Source organism: Pseudomonas sp. S10E 269 (assembly GCF_002798465.1).
In the GTDB taxonomy this organism is placed as follows: Bacteria; Pseudomonadota; Gammaproteobacteria; order Pseudomonadales; family Pseudomonadaceae; genus Aquipseudomonas; species Aquipseudomonas pergaminensis.
Genome location: NZ_PHIJ01000001.1, coordinates 341,216 through 356,478 on the forward strand (window position 1 = coordinate 341,216; position 15,263 = coordinate 356,478).

Here is a 15,263-nt window from a genome sequence, read left to right on the forward strand (position 1 = left end):
CGCGCGGGCCTTGTTGTTTCTGGCGGTTACCAGTCGAGGGTGATCTGGCTGCGAAAGCTGCGCTCGACACCTGTGACCGGGTCGATAAACCGCACGCCCTGGGCCAACAGCTTCAGCGGGTTGGCGTAGTCGTCCACGGCATCCTTGATCACATCGGGGTAGAACGGGTCATTACAGATACTCGCGCCGAGTGCGGTCATGTGCACGCGCAGCTGGTGCTTCTTGCCGGTGACGGGGAACAGGCCGTAACGCCATAGATCGCCGTTCTTTTCCCGCACGTCCACAGCCGTTTCTGTGTTCGCGGCACCGGCGCCTTCCTGCATACGAAAGAACGGTTCGCCATCCACCAGGCGGCTTTTATGCACCAGGGGGAACGTCAGGCCTGGCAGGGCCGGCGCGATGGCTTCATAGAACTTATCGATCTGGCGTGTGGGAAACAGTTGCTGATAAGCCGAGCGGCTGGCCGGGTTGGCCGAGAACAGCACCAGCCCCGCCGTATGCCGGTCGATGCGGTGCAAAGGCACCAGTGACGGGTTGTCCAGACGGCGAATCAAGCGGCGCAGCAGGGTTTGCTCGACGTACTCCCCGGCCGGCGTCACGGGCAAAAAATGCGGTTTGTCGGCGACGACGAGATGCTCGTCGGCATACAGGATGGTTTCCTGCACCGGGATGGCTTTCTCGTTGGGCACTTCGCGGAAGTAATAAATACACAGGCCTTCCTTGTAGGCCAGGTCCAGGCTGATCGGGCTGCCGTTGATGTCCAGCACCCGGCCCCGGGCGATGCGGTCCAGCCAGTGTTCACGGCCAATCGCCGGGAAGTGCTCGCACAGGCAATCGAGCACCGTCGCCCAAGGGCCGGGCGGCAGGTACAAGGTGCTGGCTTGGTGCTGGGACGCAGAAAAACCGGATGTGGACATGGATGTGCTCGAAGCCTGGAAAAAACAGGCTGGCATTATCCCGCATGCAGCGGGATTGAGCCTAGGGCGGATCTCAGGCCTTGGCCAATTCCGCCCGCAGGAGCTTCGAGGCACTGGCGGCCTCGGTGAACTCCTTGAGCCAGCGCAGCACGTCCACCGCTTCCCAGCGGCCTGGATCGTACAACGCGTACAACAAGCCCTGATACCCCACCACGTCCAGCTGCTTGTGGTAACCGGCACGCTGGAACAATGCCTCGATCTCGGCAAAGCAGGTATTGAAATGCACTTTGTTGAACGGCGTCTTGCCTTCCGTGACCAGGCCATCGAGGCGCAGCTCATTCACCGCGTCGCGCACAACGTCGGCGGACATGCGATTGACGCTGCTTTTTAGTTGTTCGACATTCACCACGGGCGTTCCCTCAATTCAATCGCTGTACAAACATACAGTAACTTAATATTTGGAAACCTGCCATCGCATAACACTCAACGAAGGAAGGTCACGACCTGTTGTGTGTCAAAAGGCCAATCCAGTTCCGCCCCGGTGTCCACCCGGCGAAGCACCGGAATCCGCAGGCCGTAGGCCACGGTCAGGTCGTCGGGATCGGTGATATCCACCAGCTCCACCAACAACCCGTGTTCGACCAACGGCATGATTTCAGCCTCGGCAATCTCACAAAGATGGCAACCCAGGGTGCCGAATAACTGGCATTCAGGAAGCATGGCGATTGGACCTGGTCAGAAAGTAGGCCAACATTCTAAGCCCGCTGGCGGCATGAAGCCCACCACCACAAAAACCCTGACCCAGGTCACCATGGCCTATAACTGATTCAGCGATTCTCGCGGCTTTTTGCCTGCCCCTTTGCAACGGAGATGCGTGTGTTTGCCAACCTGCTGATCATTCTGGCCTCATCCCTGGTGGTGATTGCGCTGTTTCGCCGGCTGCAGTTGCCGCCCGTGCTGGGCTACCTGTGTGTCGGCCTGGCCGTGGGGCCCACTGCGCTGGACTGGGTGAATGACAGCGAAGAGCTGCCCGACCTTGCCGAACTGGGCGTGGTGTTCCTGCTGTTTTCCCTGGGCCTGGAGTTTTCCCTGACGAAGATGCTCGCCCTGCGCCGCGTGGTGTTTGGCCTGGGCAGCTTGCAGGTGCTGGGTTGCGGTCTAGTCCTGGGGCTGTTGTTGATGATGCTGGGTGTCGCGCCGGGCATCGCCTTGATGTTGGGTGCCGGGCTGGCCTTGTCATCCACGGCCATCGTCAGCAAGGAGTTGACCAGCCTGGGGGAGATCTTCAGCAGCCATGGCCAGAATGCTATTGGCGTATTGCTGTTCCAGGATGTGGTGGCGGTGCTGCTGCTGACCCTGGTGCCGGTGTTTGCCGGCACCGGCGAGCAAGCCTGGTATTGGGCGTTGCCACTGACCCTGGGCAAGACCGTGGTGCTGTTTGTCGGCCTGCTGCTCGCCAGCCGTTGGTTGTTGCCGCGTTTGTTCCATGAGGTTGCCGCGTCCCATTCGGCGGAGCTGTTTGTGCTGCTGGCGCTGGTGATTGTGTTGCTCACCGCCTGGCTCACGCACCTGCTGGGACTGTCCCCTGCCCTCGGTGCGTTCCTGGCCGGCATGCTGCTGGGAGAAAGCCACTACCGCCATCAGATCGAAGCGGACATCCGTCCGTTTCGCGACATCTTGCTGGGGCTGTTTTTCGTCAGCATCGGCATGCTCATCGACCTGCAGCTGTTTGTCAGCCATAGCCTGCTGATCCTCGGCCTCACCCTCACACTGATGCTGGTCAAAGGCTGCGTGGTGGCCGCGCTGGTCAAACTGCGCGGCAGCGACAGCGAGACCGCCTGGCGCAGTGGCCTGGCCCTGGCCCAGGGCGGCGAGTTTTGCTTTGCGTTGATGGCGCAGATGCAGCAGAGCCGGTTGATCCCCGACGAATTCAACGGTTTGCTGCTTGCTGCCACCTTCTGTTCGATGCTGCTCACGCCCCTGCTGTTACGCGCCGCCCCAGGCATCGCCCTGCGCCTGCATCGCAAGCCCAACCAGCAAGTGCAACTGGAAGAAATCACCGCGCTGAACGCCGAGCTACGTGGGCACGCAGTGATCTGCGGCTATGGCCGCGTCGGCCAATCCATCGGACGTTTTCTGCGCAAGGAGCAACAGGCGTTTATCGCCCTGGATGACGACCCGGAACGGGTGCAGGAAGCGGCCACCGAGGACAGCAGCGTGCATTATGGCGATTGTCGGCGTGGCGCCCTGCTCAGTGCGGTCGGCCTGGAACGTGCGCGACTGGTGGTGATTGCGGTGGACAACAGTGATGTCGCCCTGGCGGTGCTTAAAGAGGCACGCCGGATCAACACCGAGGTGCCGATCCTGGTGCGCACCCGCGACGACAGCCAGCTCGCCGAGCTGAAAGCCGCAGGCGCGAGCGAAGTGGTGCCCGAGCTGTTGGAGTCGAGCCTGATGCTCGCCTCCCACGCCTTGATCCTGCTGGGCCTGCCGGACCAGCAGGTACAGGCGCGGGTCGATGAGGTGCGACAGAACCGCTATCGCCTGCTGCACGGTTTTTACCGGCAGGCAGACGAGCCGATCAATCCTGACTGACCGCACCGATCTTGTGGATCGACAGGTCCGCGCCGTAATACTCCTCTTCCTGGCTCAAGCGCAGCCCGTATACGCGCTTGATCACGCCATACACCACCAGCCCGCCGACCAGCGCCACCAGCACGCCAAGGGCCGTGCCGATCAACTGGCTGATCAGGCTCACGCCGCCCAGGCCACCCAGCGCGGTCTGGCCGAAAATGCCGCAGGCAATGCCGCCCCACACGCCACACAAGCCGTGCAACGGCCACACACCGAGTACATCGTCGATCTTCCAGCGATCCTGGGCGGCGATGAAGAACCACACAAACAGACCACCCGCGACGGCCCCGGTGACCAGCGCGCCCACCGGGTGCATCAGGTCGGAACCGGCGCAGATCGCCACCAACCCCGCCAACGGGCCGTTGTGCAGGAAGCCAGGGTCGTTGCGGCCGATGATCAGGGCCGCGACGGTGCCGCCGACCATCGCCATCAGCGAGTTGACTGCCACCAGGCCGCTGACGCCGTTCAAGGTCTGCGCGCTCATTACGTTGAAGCCGAACCAGCCGACGATCAAAATCCACGAGCCCAGCGCCAGGAATGGAATGCTCGACGGCGCAAACGCCACCAGGCGCCCTTCGCGGTAGCGCCCGTTACGCGGGCCGAGCAACAACACTGCCGCCAAGGCCAGCCAACCACCCATGGCATGGACCACCACGGAACCGGCGAAATCATGGAAGCTGGCCCCGAAGGTCGCGAGCAACCAGGCCTGCAGGCCGAAGTTGCCGTTCCACACCATGCCTTCGAAAAACGGGTAGATAAACGCCACGATCAATGCGGTGGCGCAGAGCTGTGGTGCAAACCGCGCGCGCTCCGCAATCCCACCGGAAATAATCGCCGGGATCGCTGCCGCGAAGGTCAGCAGGAAGAAGAACTTCACCAGGCCATAACCGTGGTCGGCACTGATGACCGCCGCCGGTTGCATGAAGCTCACCCCGTAGGAGATCCAATAGCCTATAAAGAAATAGGCCAGGGTCGAGATGGCGAAGTCGCTGAGGATCTTGGACAGGGCGTTGACCTGGTTCTTCTGGCGCACCGTGCCGACTTCCAGGAACGCGAAGCCGGCGTGCATGGCCAGGACCATGACCGCACCGATCAGGATAAACAGGGTGTTGGAGCTGTGGACAAGCGTGTCCACCGCACTTTGCAAATTTTCCATGGAGGTTGGCAGGCCTGCAATAAAGGCAAAAAGCACCAAAGCGGTTCAAGCCGGGGTTGCGCGCACTAAATTGGCTCCACCGGTCCCACCCCTCTTCAGAGGGTGTGAACCGCTTTAGCGCAGCGATCAACACGACAGGCCGTTGCCGACAGGGTTTTTCCGCGAGTTTGAGTTATTTAGGGTAAGGTTTTTCAAGGCATTGCCCAGGGCCGCCCGGATTCAGCGCAGGCCCAGGGGCCTGCGCACCAAGGCAAAGCAAAAGCTGTACCACACAATTGAACTGAACCTTCACCGACGCCGGTGACTCGAAAACAGACGTACACGATCAGCCAATCACGGAGATAACCATGGCCAGAAGAACTGCAAAGACTGCTCAAGAAATACTGATGGCGGATTTTCAAACCCTGGTGACTGATACCGAAAGGTTGCTGGACGACACCAAAGTGCTCGCTGGTGACCAGGCCGATGAGCTGCGCGCCAAGATCCACGACACCCTGCTCCAGGCCCGCGAAACCCTCAAGCAGACGGAAGATTCCCTGCGCGAACGTGGCCAGGCGGCCGTCACCGCGACCGAAGATTACGTGCAGGCCAACCCTTGGCAGTCGGTCGGCATTGCCGCCGGCGTGGGCTTTCTGATCGGCCTGCTGGCTACAAGGCGCTAAATCATGTCTATCGGCGAAACTGGCTCGTCCACAGGGACAACCTCTAGGCGTCTGGGCGCGGCCGTGTTGGGCTTGCTGCACAGTCACGTCGAATTGTTTGGCATCGAATTGCAGGAACAGAAGGCCCGCACCGTCAGCCTGCTGCTGTTTGCCGGCCTGGCGCTGGTGTTTGCGCTGCTGTTGCTGGTGGGGCTGTCGACGCTGGTGATGATCCTGGTATGGGACACCGGCTATCGCCTGACCGGGATCATCTGCCTCTGCGTGTTCTACACCCTGGCCGCAGCGTTTTGCGGGGTGCGCTTGAAAGCGGCGGTGTTCGATGAATCCACGCCGTTCCACGCCACCCTCGAAGAGCTGGCCAACGACCGGGAGCGCCTGTTGCCATGAGCATGACTGAAATGCCTCAAAACACGTCGCGGCGCGAAATGCGCAAGGCGCTGATTCGCCTGCGCATGGAAATGCACCGTCAGGAGATCCGCCACGAGTCCCAGCAATTGATGCTGCCTTTGAACAAGGTGCGCACTATGGGGCAGAGCTGGCAGGACGGCCTGGGCATCAAGCACGCGCCGCTGTGGGGCGTGGCCGCCGTGACGCTCATGGGTTTCTTCACCGGCAAAGGCGCCAAGGGTGGCGGTATCGGTAGCCTGACACGCCTGGTGCGCCTGGGTGCTGGCTTGATCCCGCTGATCAAACTGGCCATGCAGGGCACTTCGCGTAAAAGTTGAGGCTGGCTGGCTGCATTCTTGCTAACAGAATCGGCCCGGCCCTCGTTTTCGAGGGCCGGGCCTTTTTTCGCCACCTCTCTTAAGGAGGCCCCGTGATCGACGGGCAACCGCTCGCCTGCTTCCAGCCGTTTATCGACACCGCCACCGGCCGCATCGCCGGCGTCGAGGCCCTGGGCCGTCTGCGCCAGGCTGACGGCCGCTTGCAGTCCGTGGGCCCATTGTTCGCCGACCCGCGCACGCCAGGCGTGGCCTTGCGCCGTCTCGACCGGCAGTTGCGCGACAATGCGCTGAGCCGCCTGCATGAAGCCCCCGAAGACTGGTTCCTGAGCTTGAACATCTCGCCGCGCTGGATCAACCGCCTGCGCCCGGGCCAAGCCTTGCCGAGCCTGAAGCAGATTCACAGCCATGGTGTCGACCCGCGTCGCATTGTGTTCGAGATCACCGAACTGGGTGGCGACATCCAGCGCCTGTCGGACGTGGTGGTGCGTTATCGCGAAGCCGGTGCGCGCATCGCCATTGACGACTTTGGCGCCGGCTATTCCCAACTCGATCGGGTACTGGCGTTGCAGCCGGACATTCTCAAGCTGGACATGCGCTTGTTTCAGGACGCCGCTCGGGGCGGGCCAAGCAGCGAAGTGGTGCGTGCGCTGGCGCAGATGGCGGAGAAGACCGGGTGCTGGATCATTGCCGAGGGCGTGGAGACCGAAGCGCAGTTGAGCTTCGCCCTGGAGTGTGGCTCGCGTTATGTGCAGGGCTATCTGTTCGCCCAGGCGCAGCTCGAATGGTTCGCCACCGACGCCTTCGTGCCGCGCTTCGCCCAATTGCGCACCGCGTACGTCCAGCAAAAACTGGCTGAGCGCGGGCGCATCATGCAACTGCGCCAGCAGTTGGCCGAACTGATGAAGATCCTGCAAACCTGGGCCCAGGCACAGGCGCCTCTGAACCAGCTGCCGCCGTTGCAGGCCTTTCCCTGGCTACTGCGCTTCTACCAGTGCGACCGACACGGCACGCAACTGACGCCCAACTTCGAATGGCGCCAGGATGCCTGGCAAGCCGACAGCCGTTACCTGGGCCACAACTGGTCGTGGCGTCCGTATTTCTATCACCTGCTGGCCGAAGGGTGGGAGGAGCGACGCCTGACCCTGTCCTCGACCTACCGCGACGCGACCACCAACCAGTACTGCCTCACCGCCGGACAATTCTTCAATAACGGTCAGCGTTTGCTGTTAATCGATATAGACGCCGTCGGGCTGTAGATTTTTGCTTGCCCAGGCGGCACTGAACCGGGAAGCTGGGAGGGTCATTCACCGCACGGAGAGTACCCGCCTTGGATTGGCCCACCCTGCTGACTCGCGAACGTCTTGGCAAGCCGCTGCACAGCCCGGAAGAACTGGGACGTAGCCCGTTTCACAAAGACCATGACCGTATTATCTTCTCCGGCGCATTCCGCCGCCTGGGGCGCAAGACCCAAGTGCACCCGGTCTCCAGCAACGACCACATCCACACGCGCCTGACCCACTCCCTGGAAGTCAGCTGTGTGGGACGCTCCCTCGGCATGCGCGTCGGCGAAACCCTGCGCAGCGCCCTGCCCGACTGGTGCGACCCGAGCGACCTGGGCATGGTGGTGCAATCGGCCTGCCTGGCCCATGACATCGGCAACCCGCCGTTCGGACACTCCGGCGAAGACGCTATCCGTCACTGGTTCCAGCAGGCCGCAGGGCGCGGTTGGCTGGATGACATGAGCAGTGCCGAGCGTAATGATTTCCTCAACTTCGAAGGCAACGCCCAGGGCTTTCGCGTGCTCACCCAGCTGGAATACCACCAGTTCGACGGCGGTACCCGGCTGACCTACGCGACCTTGGGCACTTATCTGAAATACCCTTGGACCGCTCGCCACGCGGACTCCCTGGGCTATAAGAAACACAAGTTCGGCTGTTACCAGAGCGAGTTGCCGATCCTTGAGCAGATCGCCCACAAGCTTGGCCTGCCGCAACTCGAAGAACAGCGCTGGGCGCGGCATCCGCTGGTGTACCTGATGGAAGCGGCGGACGACATCTGCTATGCCCTGATCGACCTGGAAGATGGCCTGGAAATGGAGTTGCTGGAGTACGCCGAAGTCGAGTCGCTGCTGCTTAACCTGGTGGGCGATGACCTGCCCCAGACCTATCGCCAACTCGGTGCCCAGGACTCGCGTCGACGCAAACTGGCGATCCTGCGCGGCAAGGCGATCGAGCATTTGACCAACGCGGCGGCAAGTGCCTTCGTCGAGCAACAGGACGCCCTGCTGGCCGGCACCCTGCCCGGCGATCTGGTGGAGCACATGCATGGCCCGGCCAAACGCTGCGTCCTGGACGCCAAGGACATGGCGCGCAAAAAGATCTTCCAGGACAAGCGCAAGACCCTGCATGAGATCGGCGCCTACACCACCCTGGAAATCCTGCTGAATGCCTTTTGCGGTGCGGCCCTTGAGCAGCACGGCGGGCGTACGCCGTCGTTCAAGAACCGGCGCATTCTCGACCTGCTGGGCAACAACGCACCGAACCCTCAGTGGCCGCTGCACGCCTCGTTCCTGCGCATGATCGACTTTATCGCGGGCATGACCGACAGCTATGCCACCGAAATGGCGCGGGAAATGACCGGGCGTTCCAGCCCTCAATAACGAACACGATCAAGCTGCCTGTTGCCTGAAAGGAATAGACCTACGAAGGGAACAGAGTGGCCTGATCGAATTCGCACAAACACCCGATGAATAATCACGCACGCTCAGGGCGACCCAGGCGAACTGTTCCTACGCGCCCCCCCATTGACGCTTGACTCATCGTGTGCAGCCAATGCCCAGTTACCCGCTCCGTATCCTGTTGGTAGAGGATCATCCCTTTCAACTCCTCGCCACCCAGTGCCTGCTCAGGAGCTTCGGCTTCGCACGGCTGACCACCGCCGAAAACGCCGAGCAGGCCATCTGCCTGATGTCCAAGGCCGAGGCGCCCTTCGACATCATCCTGTGCGACCAATGCCTGCCCGACCTGCCGGGCCTCGAGCTGATTGACATCGCCAATCGCCGACGCTTCACCACCACCGCCATCCTACTGAGCGGATTGCCTGCGGCAGAACTCGCCAGCCTGATCGCCCAAGCCGCGGAGCGCGGTCTGCCGCTGCTTGGCTATTTATCCAAGCCGTTGAACAAGGACGAACTTGCGCGTTTGATCTGCCCATTACTCAGGCTGAAGATGTAGGACTTTAAACATTACCACCTGGAAAAGATGCCTATGCAGTGCCAGTTAGTTCCAGGCCACCTGCTTTTAACTCATTCAATTTAAATCCACTGCTGTATCGCTTCACAATGCCTTAGCAACTGGTAGGCCTTTGCCTTTTTTAATGTAGGAATTTTCCTGTTTTATATCTACTCCTGCCCAAGCTCATGCTCCTGCCTTCTCTTCTGAGCTAATGTGCCCGCTTTATTTGCACTTGCACGGAATGTGATCATGAACTCAGTTTTTATTATCGATGACCACCCGGTTATACGGCTTGCCATCCGAATGCTGTTGGAGCACGAAGGCTACAAAGTGGTGGGTGAAACGGACAACGGTTGCGACGCCATACAAATGGTCCGCGAGTGCTTGCCGGACCTGATTATCCTCGATATCAGCATCCCCAAGCTGGACGGGCTGGAAGTGCTCTGCCGATTCAACGCAATGAACACACAGATGAAAACCCTGATCCTCACAGCCCAGTCTCCTACGCTATTCGCCACACGCTGCATGCGCTCGGGCGCCGATGGCTACGTGTGCAAGGAAGGTGATCTCAGCGAATTGCTGAGTGCTATCCGCGCAGTTTTATCCGGTTATAACTACTTTCCCAGCCAGGCATTGACCGCCAATGGTGCCGATGGCGCGGAATCCCAGGAACTTGAATTATTCAAGACCGTCAACGACCGGGAACTCATGGTATTGCAACTTTTTGCACAAGGCCGCACCAACAAGGAAATTGCCAAAGGTATGTTCTTGAGCAACAAAACAGTAAGCACTTACAAAAAAAGGCTAATGCAGAAACTTCAAGCCAAATCCTTGGTAGAACTTATCGAGATGGCAAAACGAAACGCGCTAGTGTGAGAAAGCGGATGCCCAGGCGTATAAAGGACTATCTGATTACATTGAGTGCCGGTTTGTGCTTCAGCACCGCCGTGCTCGCGAACCAGCAAACGGGCCCGGAACACCTCACCTTGTTGAGCCGCGCAGGCTCGGTTCAACTGGAAACCCACCTGAACAAGGCTCAACGCCAATGGCTGCAGAACAAACGCGAACTGGTGCTGGGTGCCGCGTCCCCTGACTACCCCCCGTTCGACCTGACTTCCAGTGGTCGCGACTATGAGGGGCTCACAGCCGACTACGCCGGCCTGTTGGCCAAGGCAGTGGGCTTGCCGGTAAAGGTCTTGCGCTACCCGACCCGAGAGGCCGCCATCCGCGCCCTCGAAACGGGCGATATTGATTTATTGGGCACCTCGAACGGCTTCGAGGCGGCAAACCCCAACCTCACGTTGTCCGAACCCTATGCCGTCGACCAGCCGGTACTGGTCACTCGCGAAGGAGAAACCCGCAGCCTGACGGATGGCATGGCCGGGATGCGGCTGGCCCTGGTCTACCACTACCTGCCGCTGGCCGAGGTGGAAAAGCTGTACCCCGAGGCGATCATTCGTGCCTATCCCTCTTATCAGAATGCCTTGAACGCGGTGGCATTCGACCAGGCCGATGTGTTCCTCGGCGATACCATTTCCACCCATTACATGATCAACAAGGGCTACCTGAAAAACATCCACATGGCCAACTTCGGTAAACACGAGGCCTATGGGTTCAGCTTTGCCATGCCCCAGCATCAAGGGATGCTCTTGAGTATCGTCGATGCGGTACTGTCGGCCGTGCCCACCAATGAGCGGGAAACGATCACCAAACGCTGGAGCGCCGGCAGCGATATTTTGCTGACCGACCAGAAGCTGCAACTGACGCAACGCGAGGAGCGCTGGCTGAACGAGCACCCGGTGGTCAAGGTGATCGTGAATGAAACCTTCGCCCCCCTGACGTTCTTCGACGCTGACGGCAACTTCCGTGGCATCACCGCCGACCTGCTGGAACTGGTCCGCCTGCGTACCGGGTTGCGTTTCGAGATCCAGCGCGGGCGTGACGTGAATGCAATGATCCAACAGGTAGACGACGGCAAGGCTGACATCATCGGCGCAATCGTGCCGAGCGCTGAACGCGAAACACAACTGAACTTCAGTCGACCCTACCTGGAAAACTCCTATGTGATGCTGACACGCAAGGAGCCCGACGCGCCCTCGAGCCTGGAGCAGTTGGCCGGCAAGCGCCTGGCAATCACCCAGGGCAATCCTTTGGAATCGATCTTGCGCCGCGATTTTCCCGAGATCCAACTGGTAAAGGCCAGCGACACCTTCAAGGCCTCGGAGCTACTGGCCCAAGGGCATGTGGAAGGCGCGGTCAACTCGCTGGTGGTCGCCAACTACTTCCTGTCGTCCCAGGTATTTCAGGACAAACTTCAGATCAGCACCAGTATCGGCACCTTACCCGCGACGTTTGCACTGGCTACATCACGCAGTGCCAACGAACTCAGCTCGATTCTCGATAAGGCATTACTGAGCATCGCCCCGGATGAGCTGGGCGTGATCAACAGTCGCTGGCGTGGCTACACGGCCGCCTCCGACAGCTACTGGCGCAATTATCACCAATTGATCGCTCGCATCATCATCGGCACCGGGCTTTTACTGTTGGTCTCCCTGAGCTGGAACGCCTACATGCGTCGCCAGATCAAACATCGCCAGATGGCCGAGCGGGCCCTTAATGACCAGTTCGAGTTCATGCGGGCATTGGTCAATGAAACCCCGCACCCCATCTACGTACGTGATCGTAAAGGCATGCTGCAGACCTGCAATGACAGCTACTTGCAGGTATTCGACGTCAAGCGCGAAGACGTGATCGGCAAAAACGCCATCCAGATGAGCACCGCCCTCGAAACCGACGCGACGCAGTACCACGCCGATTACCAGCGGGTGATGGCCGAAGGCAATCCGCTGATCCTGGACCGTACCCTGCATATTCATGGCAAGAAGCTGACGATCTACCACTGGATCCTGCCGTACCGCGACTCTACCGGGGAAGTACAGGGGATCATCGGTGGCTGGATCGACATCAGCGAGCGACGCCAACTGTTCGATGAAATCCGTGCGGCCAAAGAGCGCGCCGATGAAGCCAATCGGGCCAAGAGCACGTTCCTCGCGACCATGAGCCATGAAATACGCACGCCGATGAATGCGGTGATCGGCATGCTGGAGCTGACCCTCAAACGCGCTGACCAGGGTCACCTCGATCGTCCTGCCATCGAAGTCGCGTACAACTCGGCCAAGGACCTGCTGGAGCTGATCGGCGATATCCTCGACATTGCCCGCATCGAATCCGGCCGCCTGAGCCTGGCGCCGGAGCGGGTCAACCTGCGTGAGGTGATCGAGTCGGTGGTACGCGTCTTCGACGGCCTGGCGCGCCAGAAAACCCTGAGCCTGTCCCTTGAGTTCAAGCCAGACCACGACGACACCGAAGTGCTGATCGACCCGCTGCGCTTCAAGCAGGTGCTGTCCAACCTGGTCAGCAATGCCATCAAGTTCACTGAGATGGGCCAGGTAAAAATCAAGGTTGAGGTGGTGCCCACCGAACTGGCGCAGCAGGTCGAGATGAAACTGGTGGTCGAGGACACCGGGATTGGCATCAGCCGGGATGATCAGTTGCGCCTGTTCGAACCGTTTGCCCAAGCGGACAATTCCGGCCAGCTTGCCAGGAGCGGCGCCGGCCTGGGGCTGGTGATCTGCCGTAGCCTGTGCGCGATGATGGGTGGGCAACTGAGCCTGAGCAGCGTGCCCATGGTGGGTACCCAGGTGCATGTCAGCCTGAAAATGACGCGTCTGCAGCCGGAACAGGCAACGCATGAACTCAAGCCCGAGGCGCCTACCACCGCTCCGGTACTCAATGTACTGGTGGTGGATGACCATCCGGCCAACCGCCTGCTGATGTGCCAGCAGTTGGGTTACCTGGGTCATCAGTTCACCGCCGCGCAGAACGGCGCCACTGGTTTCCAGGCCTGGCGCCAAGAGCGTTTCGACCTGGTCATCGCTGACTGCAACATGCCGATCATGAATGGCTACGAGTTGAGCCGCTCGATCCGCGAGTACGAACAGCGCGAGCAACTGGTGCCGTGCGTAGTGTTGGGGTTCACCGCCAACGCCCAGCCCGAGGAGAAGCAACGCTGCGCCCAGGCAGGCATGAACGATTGCCTGTTCAAACCCATCAGCCTCACGGCACTGGAGCGGCAACTGGCGCAGATCGCCCCCCCACCTACCCACCTGCACCTGGACCTTGGCAACTTCGAGGCCCTGACCGGCGGAGATCCACAGTTGAGCTGGCGTTTGCTGGAGGAGCTGTTGAGCAGCAGTCGGCAAGATCGCCAGGAGCTGAAGGCGCTGGCCGCTGCGCACGCCCCACTCCAGGACATCATCGAGCAGGCGCACAAGATCAAGGGCGCGGCGCGTATCGTTCAGGCCACCTCACTGGCTGCGCACTGCGAGACCCTGGAGCAGGCATGTGCCCGCGGCGCTGAATGGGCACAGATAGAAACAGATGTGAAAGCCCTGGAAAAGCTCATGCTGGAACTCGAGCGGTTGCTTAAAGTGCAGCTTCACAGCCTGGATAGCGTGTAAGGGGCGGTTGCCGCCCCTCACCTGATCAGCAGTCGGTCAAGCGCAGGAAAATCGCCGCCAACTGTTCGATACCTGCCTGGTCCTGGACGGTAAAACGCGCGAGTGATGGGCTGTCGAGGTCAAGGACGCCAATCAGTTTGCCGTCCTTGACCAGGGGTACCACCAGCTCGCTGTTCGATGCACTGTCACAGGCAATGTGCCCAGCAAACGCGTGAACATCCTCCACTCGCTGGGTTTGCCGCGACGCCGCCGCCGCACCACATACTCCACGGCCAAACGGAATACGCACACAGGCAATCTGGCCCTGGAATGGTCCGAGCACCAGTTCTTCGTTGCGGTTGAGGTAGAAGCCGGCCCAGTTCAAGTCATCCAATTGGTTGAACAGGAACGCCGAGAACTGCGCGCTGTTGGCAATGAAGTCACGTTCATCGGCCAGCAGCGACTCCAGTTGCGCGCAGAGCATGGCGTAGCCATCAAGGCCAGTACCGGCGCTGGTTAGATCGATCATGGTTGACGCTCCAACAATTTGAGGCCCACCCAGTAGCGGGCGAATTGATAGGCACAACGGCCGTTACGGTTGCCGCGACCGGTGGCCCAGCGCACGGCAAGGATGTCGAGGGCTTCATCGCGCTGCCACTGCAAACCGGCCTTGTTCGCCAGCTCGCCGATCCAGTGCTCAACCACATCCAGGAAATGCTCCTGGGTGAACGGGTAGAACGACAGCCACAAGCCGAAACGGTCGGACAAGGCGATCTTGTCCTCCACGGCTTCGCTTGGGTGCAGTTCGCCATCCACGCGTTTCCAGTTGTCGTTGTCGCTCTGGTTTTCCGGCACCAGGTGGCGGCGGTTGGAGGTGGCGTACAACAGCACGTTTTCCGGGGCTTGTTCGAGGGAGCCGTCGAGCACACTTTTGAGCACGCGGTAATCACCCTCGCCGGCCTCGAACGACAGGTCGTCGCAGAACAGGATAAACCGCTGCGGCAGCTTGACCAGTTGCTCGACCACTCGTGGCAGGTCCGCCAGGTGGTCGCGCTCGATTTCGATCAGGCGCAAGCCGGCCTTGGCGTGCTGCGCCAGCAAGGCACGCACCATGGACGATTTACCAGTGCCACGCGACCCCCACAGCAGTGCATGGTTGGCGGGCAGGCCGTCGATGAATTGCTGGGTGTTGCGCGCCAGTGTTTCACGTTGCTTGTCCACGCCGATCAGGTCAGACAGGCGCATCTCCAGGCTCACGTCCAAGGGCAACAGGAAACCACTGCGGCCTTCACGCTGCCAGCGGGCAGCCAGGCACTGGTTCCAATCGATGGTTTGGCGCGGCGCGGGCAACAAGGGTTCCAGGCGGGCGAGCACTGCGTCGGCCCGCTCAAGAAAGGCGTTCAATCGAGAATCCACGATTATTCCTCTGGCAAGTTC

At 60.5% G+C, this 15,263-nt stretch carries 15 protein-coding genes; 9 read left to right on the top strand and 6 right to left on the bottom strand.

Annotation, left to right across the window (positions count from 1 at the left end; all coding sequences use genetic code 11):
• Positions 1 to 26 precede the first annotated feature (26 nt).
• The 3 genes from CWC48_RS01665 to CWC48_RS01675 form a co-directional block, all read right to left on the bottom strand.
• On the bottom strand, positions 27 to 917 hold the full coding sequence (locus CWC48_RS01665; RefSeq protein ID WP_100491207.1) for a pseudouridine synthase: 891 nt from the start codon (positions 915 to 917) through the stop codon (positions 27 to 29).
• 73 nt (positions 918 to 990) lie between these two features.
• Positions 991 to 1,326 carry a transcriptional regulator gene (locus CWC48_RS01670; protein WP_078047580.1) on the bottom strand — a complete coding sequence of 112 codons (336 nt, stop codon included), beginning with the start codon at positions 1,324 to 1,326 and terminating at the stop codon, positions 991 to 993.
• A 74-nt stretch (positions 1,327 to 1,400) separates the two neighbouring features.
• Complete coding sequence (locus CWC48_RS01675; RefSeq protein ID WP_078047579.1) at positions 1,401 to 1,637, bottom strand: glutaredoxin family protein; 237 nt, start codon at positions 1,635 to 1,637, stop codon at positions 1,401 to 1,403.
• A gap of 150 nt (positions 1,638 to 1,787) precedes the next feature.
• Here CWC48_RS01675 and CWC48_RS01680 point away from each other — a divergent pair, with 150 nt between their 5' ends.
• Positions 1,788 to 3,512: a monovalent cation:proton antiporter-2 (CPA2) family protein gene (locus CWC48_RS01680; protein ID WP_100491208.1), complete on the top strand. Its 1,725-nt coding sequence runs from the start codon at positions 1,788 to 1,790 to the stop codon at positions 3,510 to 3,512.
• Here the strand turns inward: CWC48_RS01680 and CWC48_RS01685 are convergent.
• Positions 3,499 to 4,707: an ammonium transporter gene (locus CWC48_RS01685; RefSeq protein ID WP_078050887.1), complete on the bottom strand. Its 1,209-nt coding sequence runs from the start codon at positions 4,705 to 4,707 to the stop codon at positions 3,499 to 3,501. The two genes, CWC48_RS01680 and CWC48_RS01685, sit on opposite strands and share 14 nt — an antisense overlap.
• 347 nt (positions 4,708 to 5,054) lie before the next feature.
• On the opposite strand from CWC48_RS01685, the gene CWC48_RS01690 reads away from it, so the two are divergent.
• From CWC48_RS01690 to CWC48_RS01725, 8 genes are all read left to right on the top strand, one after another.
• Positions 5,055 to 5,369: a YqjD family protein gene (locus CWC48_RS01690; RefSeq protein WP_012723021.1), complete on the top strand. Its 315-nt coding sequence runs from the start codon at positions 5,055 to 5,057 to the stop codon at positions 5,367 to 5,369.
• Between the two features lie 3 nt (positions 5,370 to 5,372).
• Complete coding sequence (locus CWC48_RS01695) at positions 5,373 to 5,756, top strand: phage holin family protein (RefSeq protein WP_033901397.1); 384 nt, start codon at positions 5,373 to 5,375, stop codon at positions 5,754 to 5,756.
• Positions 5,753 to 6,094, top strand: coding sequence for a hypothetical protein (locus CWC48_RS01700; protein WP_078047577.1), 342 nt, complete (start codon positions 5,753 to 5,755; stop codon positions 6,092 to 6,094). The genes CWC48_RS01695 and CWC48_RS01700 overlap by 4 nt, the downstream gene beginning before the upstream one ends.
• Before the next feature lie 92 nt (positions 6,095 to 6,186).
• Positions 6,187 to 7,350, top strand: a complete 1,164-nt coding sequence (locus tag CWC48_RS01705) for an EAL domain-containing protein (RefSeq protein WP_078047576.1) — start codon at positions 6,187 to 6,189, stop codon at positions 7,348 to 7,350.
• A 71-nt stretch (positions 7,351 to 7,421) separates the two neighbouring features.
• Complete coding sequence (locus CWC48_RS01710; protein WP_099492409.1) at positions 7,422 to 8,753, top strand: deoxyguanosinetriphosphate triphosphohydrolase; 1,332 nt, start codon at positions 7,422 to 7,424, stop codon at positions 8,751 to 8,753.
• A 172-nt stretch (positions 8,754 to 8,925) separates the two neighbouring features.
• Complete coding sequence (locus tag CWC48_RS01715) at positions 8,926 to 9,327, top strand: response regulator (RefSeq protein ID WP_078047574.1); 402 nt, start codon at positions 8,926 to 8,928, stop codon at positions 9,325 to 9,327.
• Between the two features lie 249 nt (positions 9,328 to 9,576).
• Positions 9,577 to 10,203, top strand: a complete 627-nt coding sequence (locus CWC48_RS01720) for a response regulator transcription factor (protein WP_099492407.1) — start codon at positions 9,577 to 9,579, stop codon at positions 10,201 to 10,203.
• A gap of 8 nt (positions 10,204 to 10,211) precedes the next feature.
• Positions 10,212 to 13,847: a transporter substrate-binding domain-containing protein gene (locus CWC48_RS01725; protein WP_100491209.1), complete on the top strand. Its 3,636-nt coding sequence runs from the start codon at positions 10,212 to 10,214 to the stop codon at positions 13,845 to 13,847.
• Between the two features lie 25 nt (positions 13,848 to 13,872).
• On the opposite strand, the gene CWC48_RS01730 is transcribed toward CWC48_RS01725, so the two are convergent.
• The gene (locus tag CWC48_RS01730; RefSeq protein WP_078047572.1) at positions 13,873 to 14,355 is read right to left on the bottom strand and encodes a GAF domain-containing protein; all 483 of its coding nucleotides are present in this window, start codon (positions 14,353 to 14,355) and stop codon (positions 13,873 to 13,875) included.
• Positions 14,352 to 15,242 carry an ATP-binding protein gene (locus CWC48_RS01735; protein WP_078047571.1) on the bottom strand — a complete coding sequence of 297 codons (891 nt, stop codon included), beginning with the start codon at positions 15,240 to 15,242 and terminating at the stop codon, positions 14,352 to 14,354. The genes CWC48_RS01730 and CWC48_RS01735 overlap by 4 nt, the downstream gene beginning before the upstream one ends.
• Between the last annotated feature and the right edge of the window lie 21 nt (positions 15,243 to 15,263).

Bases quoted from the DNA above. Each gene is read 5' to 3' on its own strand.
- CWC48_RS01665 (WP_100491207.1), bottom strand. From the start codon at position 917: ATGTCCACATCCGGTTTTTCTGCGTCCCAGCACCAAGCCAGCACCTTG.
- CWC48_RS01675 (WP_078047579.1), bottom strand. From the start codon at position 1,637: ATGCTTCCTGAATGCCAGTTATTCGGCACCCTGGGTTGCCATCTTTGT.
- CWC48_RS01680 (WP_100491208.1), top strand. From the start codon at position 1,788: ATGCGTGTGTTTGCCAACCTGCTGATCATTCTGGCCTCATCCCTGGTG.
- CWC48_RS01685 (WP_078050887.1), bottom strand. From the start codon at position 4,707: ATGGAAAATTTGCAAAGTGCGGTGGACACGCTTGTCCACAGCTCCAAC.
- CWC48_RS01690 (WP_012723021.1), top strand. From the start codon at position 5,055: ATGGCCAGAAGAACTGCAAAGACTGCTCAAGAAATACTGATGGCGGAT.
- CWC48_RS01695 (WP_033901397.1), top strand. From the start codon at position 5,373: ATGTCTATCGGCGAAACTGGCTCGTCCACAGGGACAACCTCTAGGCGT.
- CWC48_RS01700 (WP_078047577.1), top strand. From the start codon at position 5,753: ATGAGCATGACTGAAATGCCTCAAAACACGTCGCGGCGCGAAATGCGC.
- CWC48_RS01715 (WP_078047574.1), top strand. From the start codon at position 8,926: ATGCCCAGTTACCCGCTCCGTATCCTGTTGGTAGAGGATCATCCCTTT.
- CWC48_RS01720 (WP_099492407.1), top strand. From the start codon at position 9,577: ATGAACTCAGTTTTTATTATCGATGACCACCCGGTTATACGGCTTGCC.
- CWC48_RS01725 (WP_100491209.1), top strand. From the start codon at position 10,212: ATGCCCAGGCGTATAAAGGACTATCTGATTACATTGAGTGCCGGTTTG.
- CWC48_RS01730 (WP_078047572.1), bottom strand. From the start codon at position 14,355: ATGATCGATCTAACCAGCGCCGGTACTGGCCTTGATGGCTACGCCATG.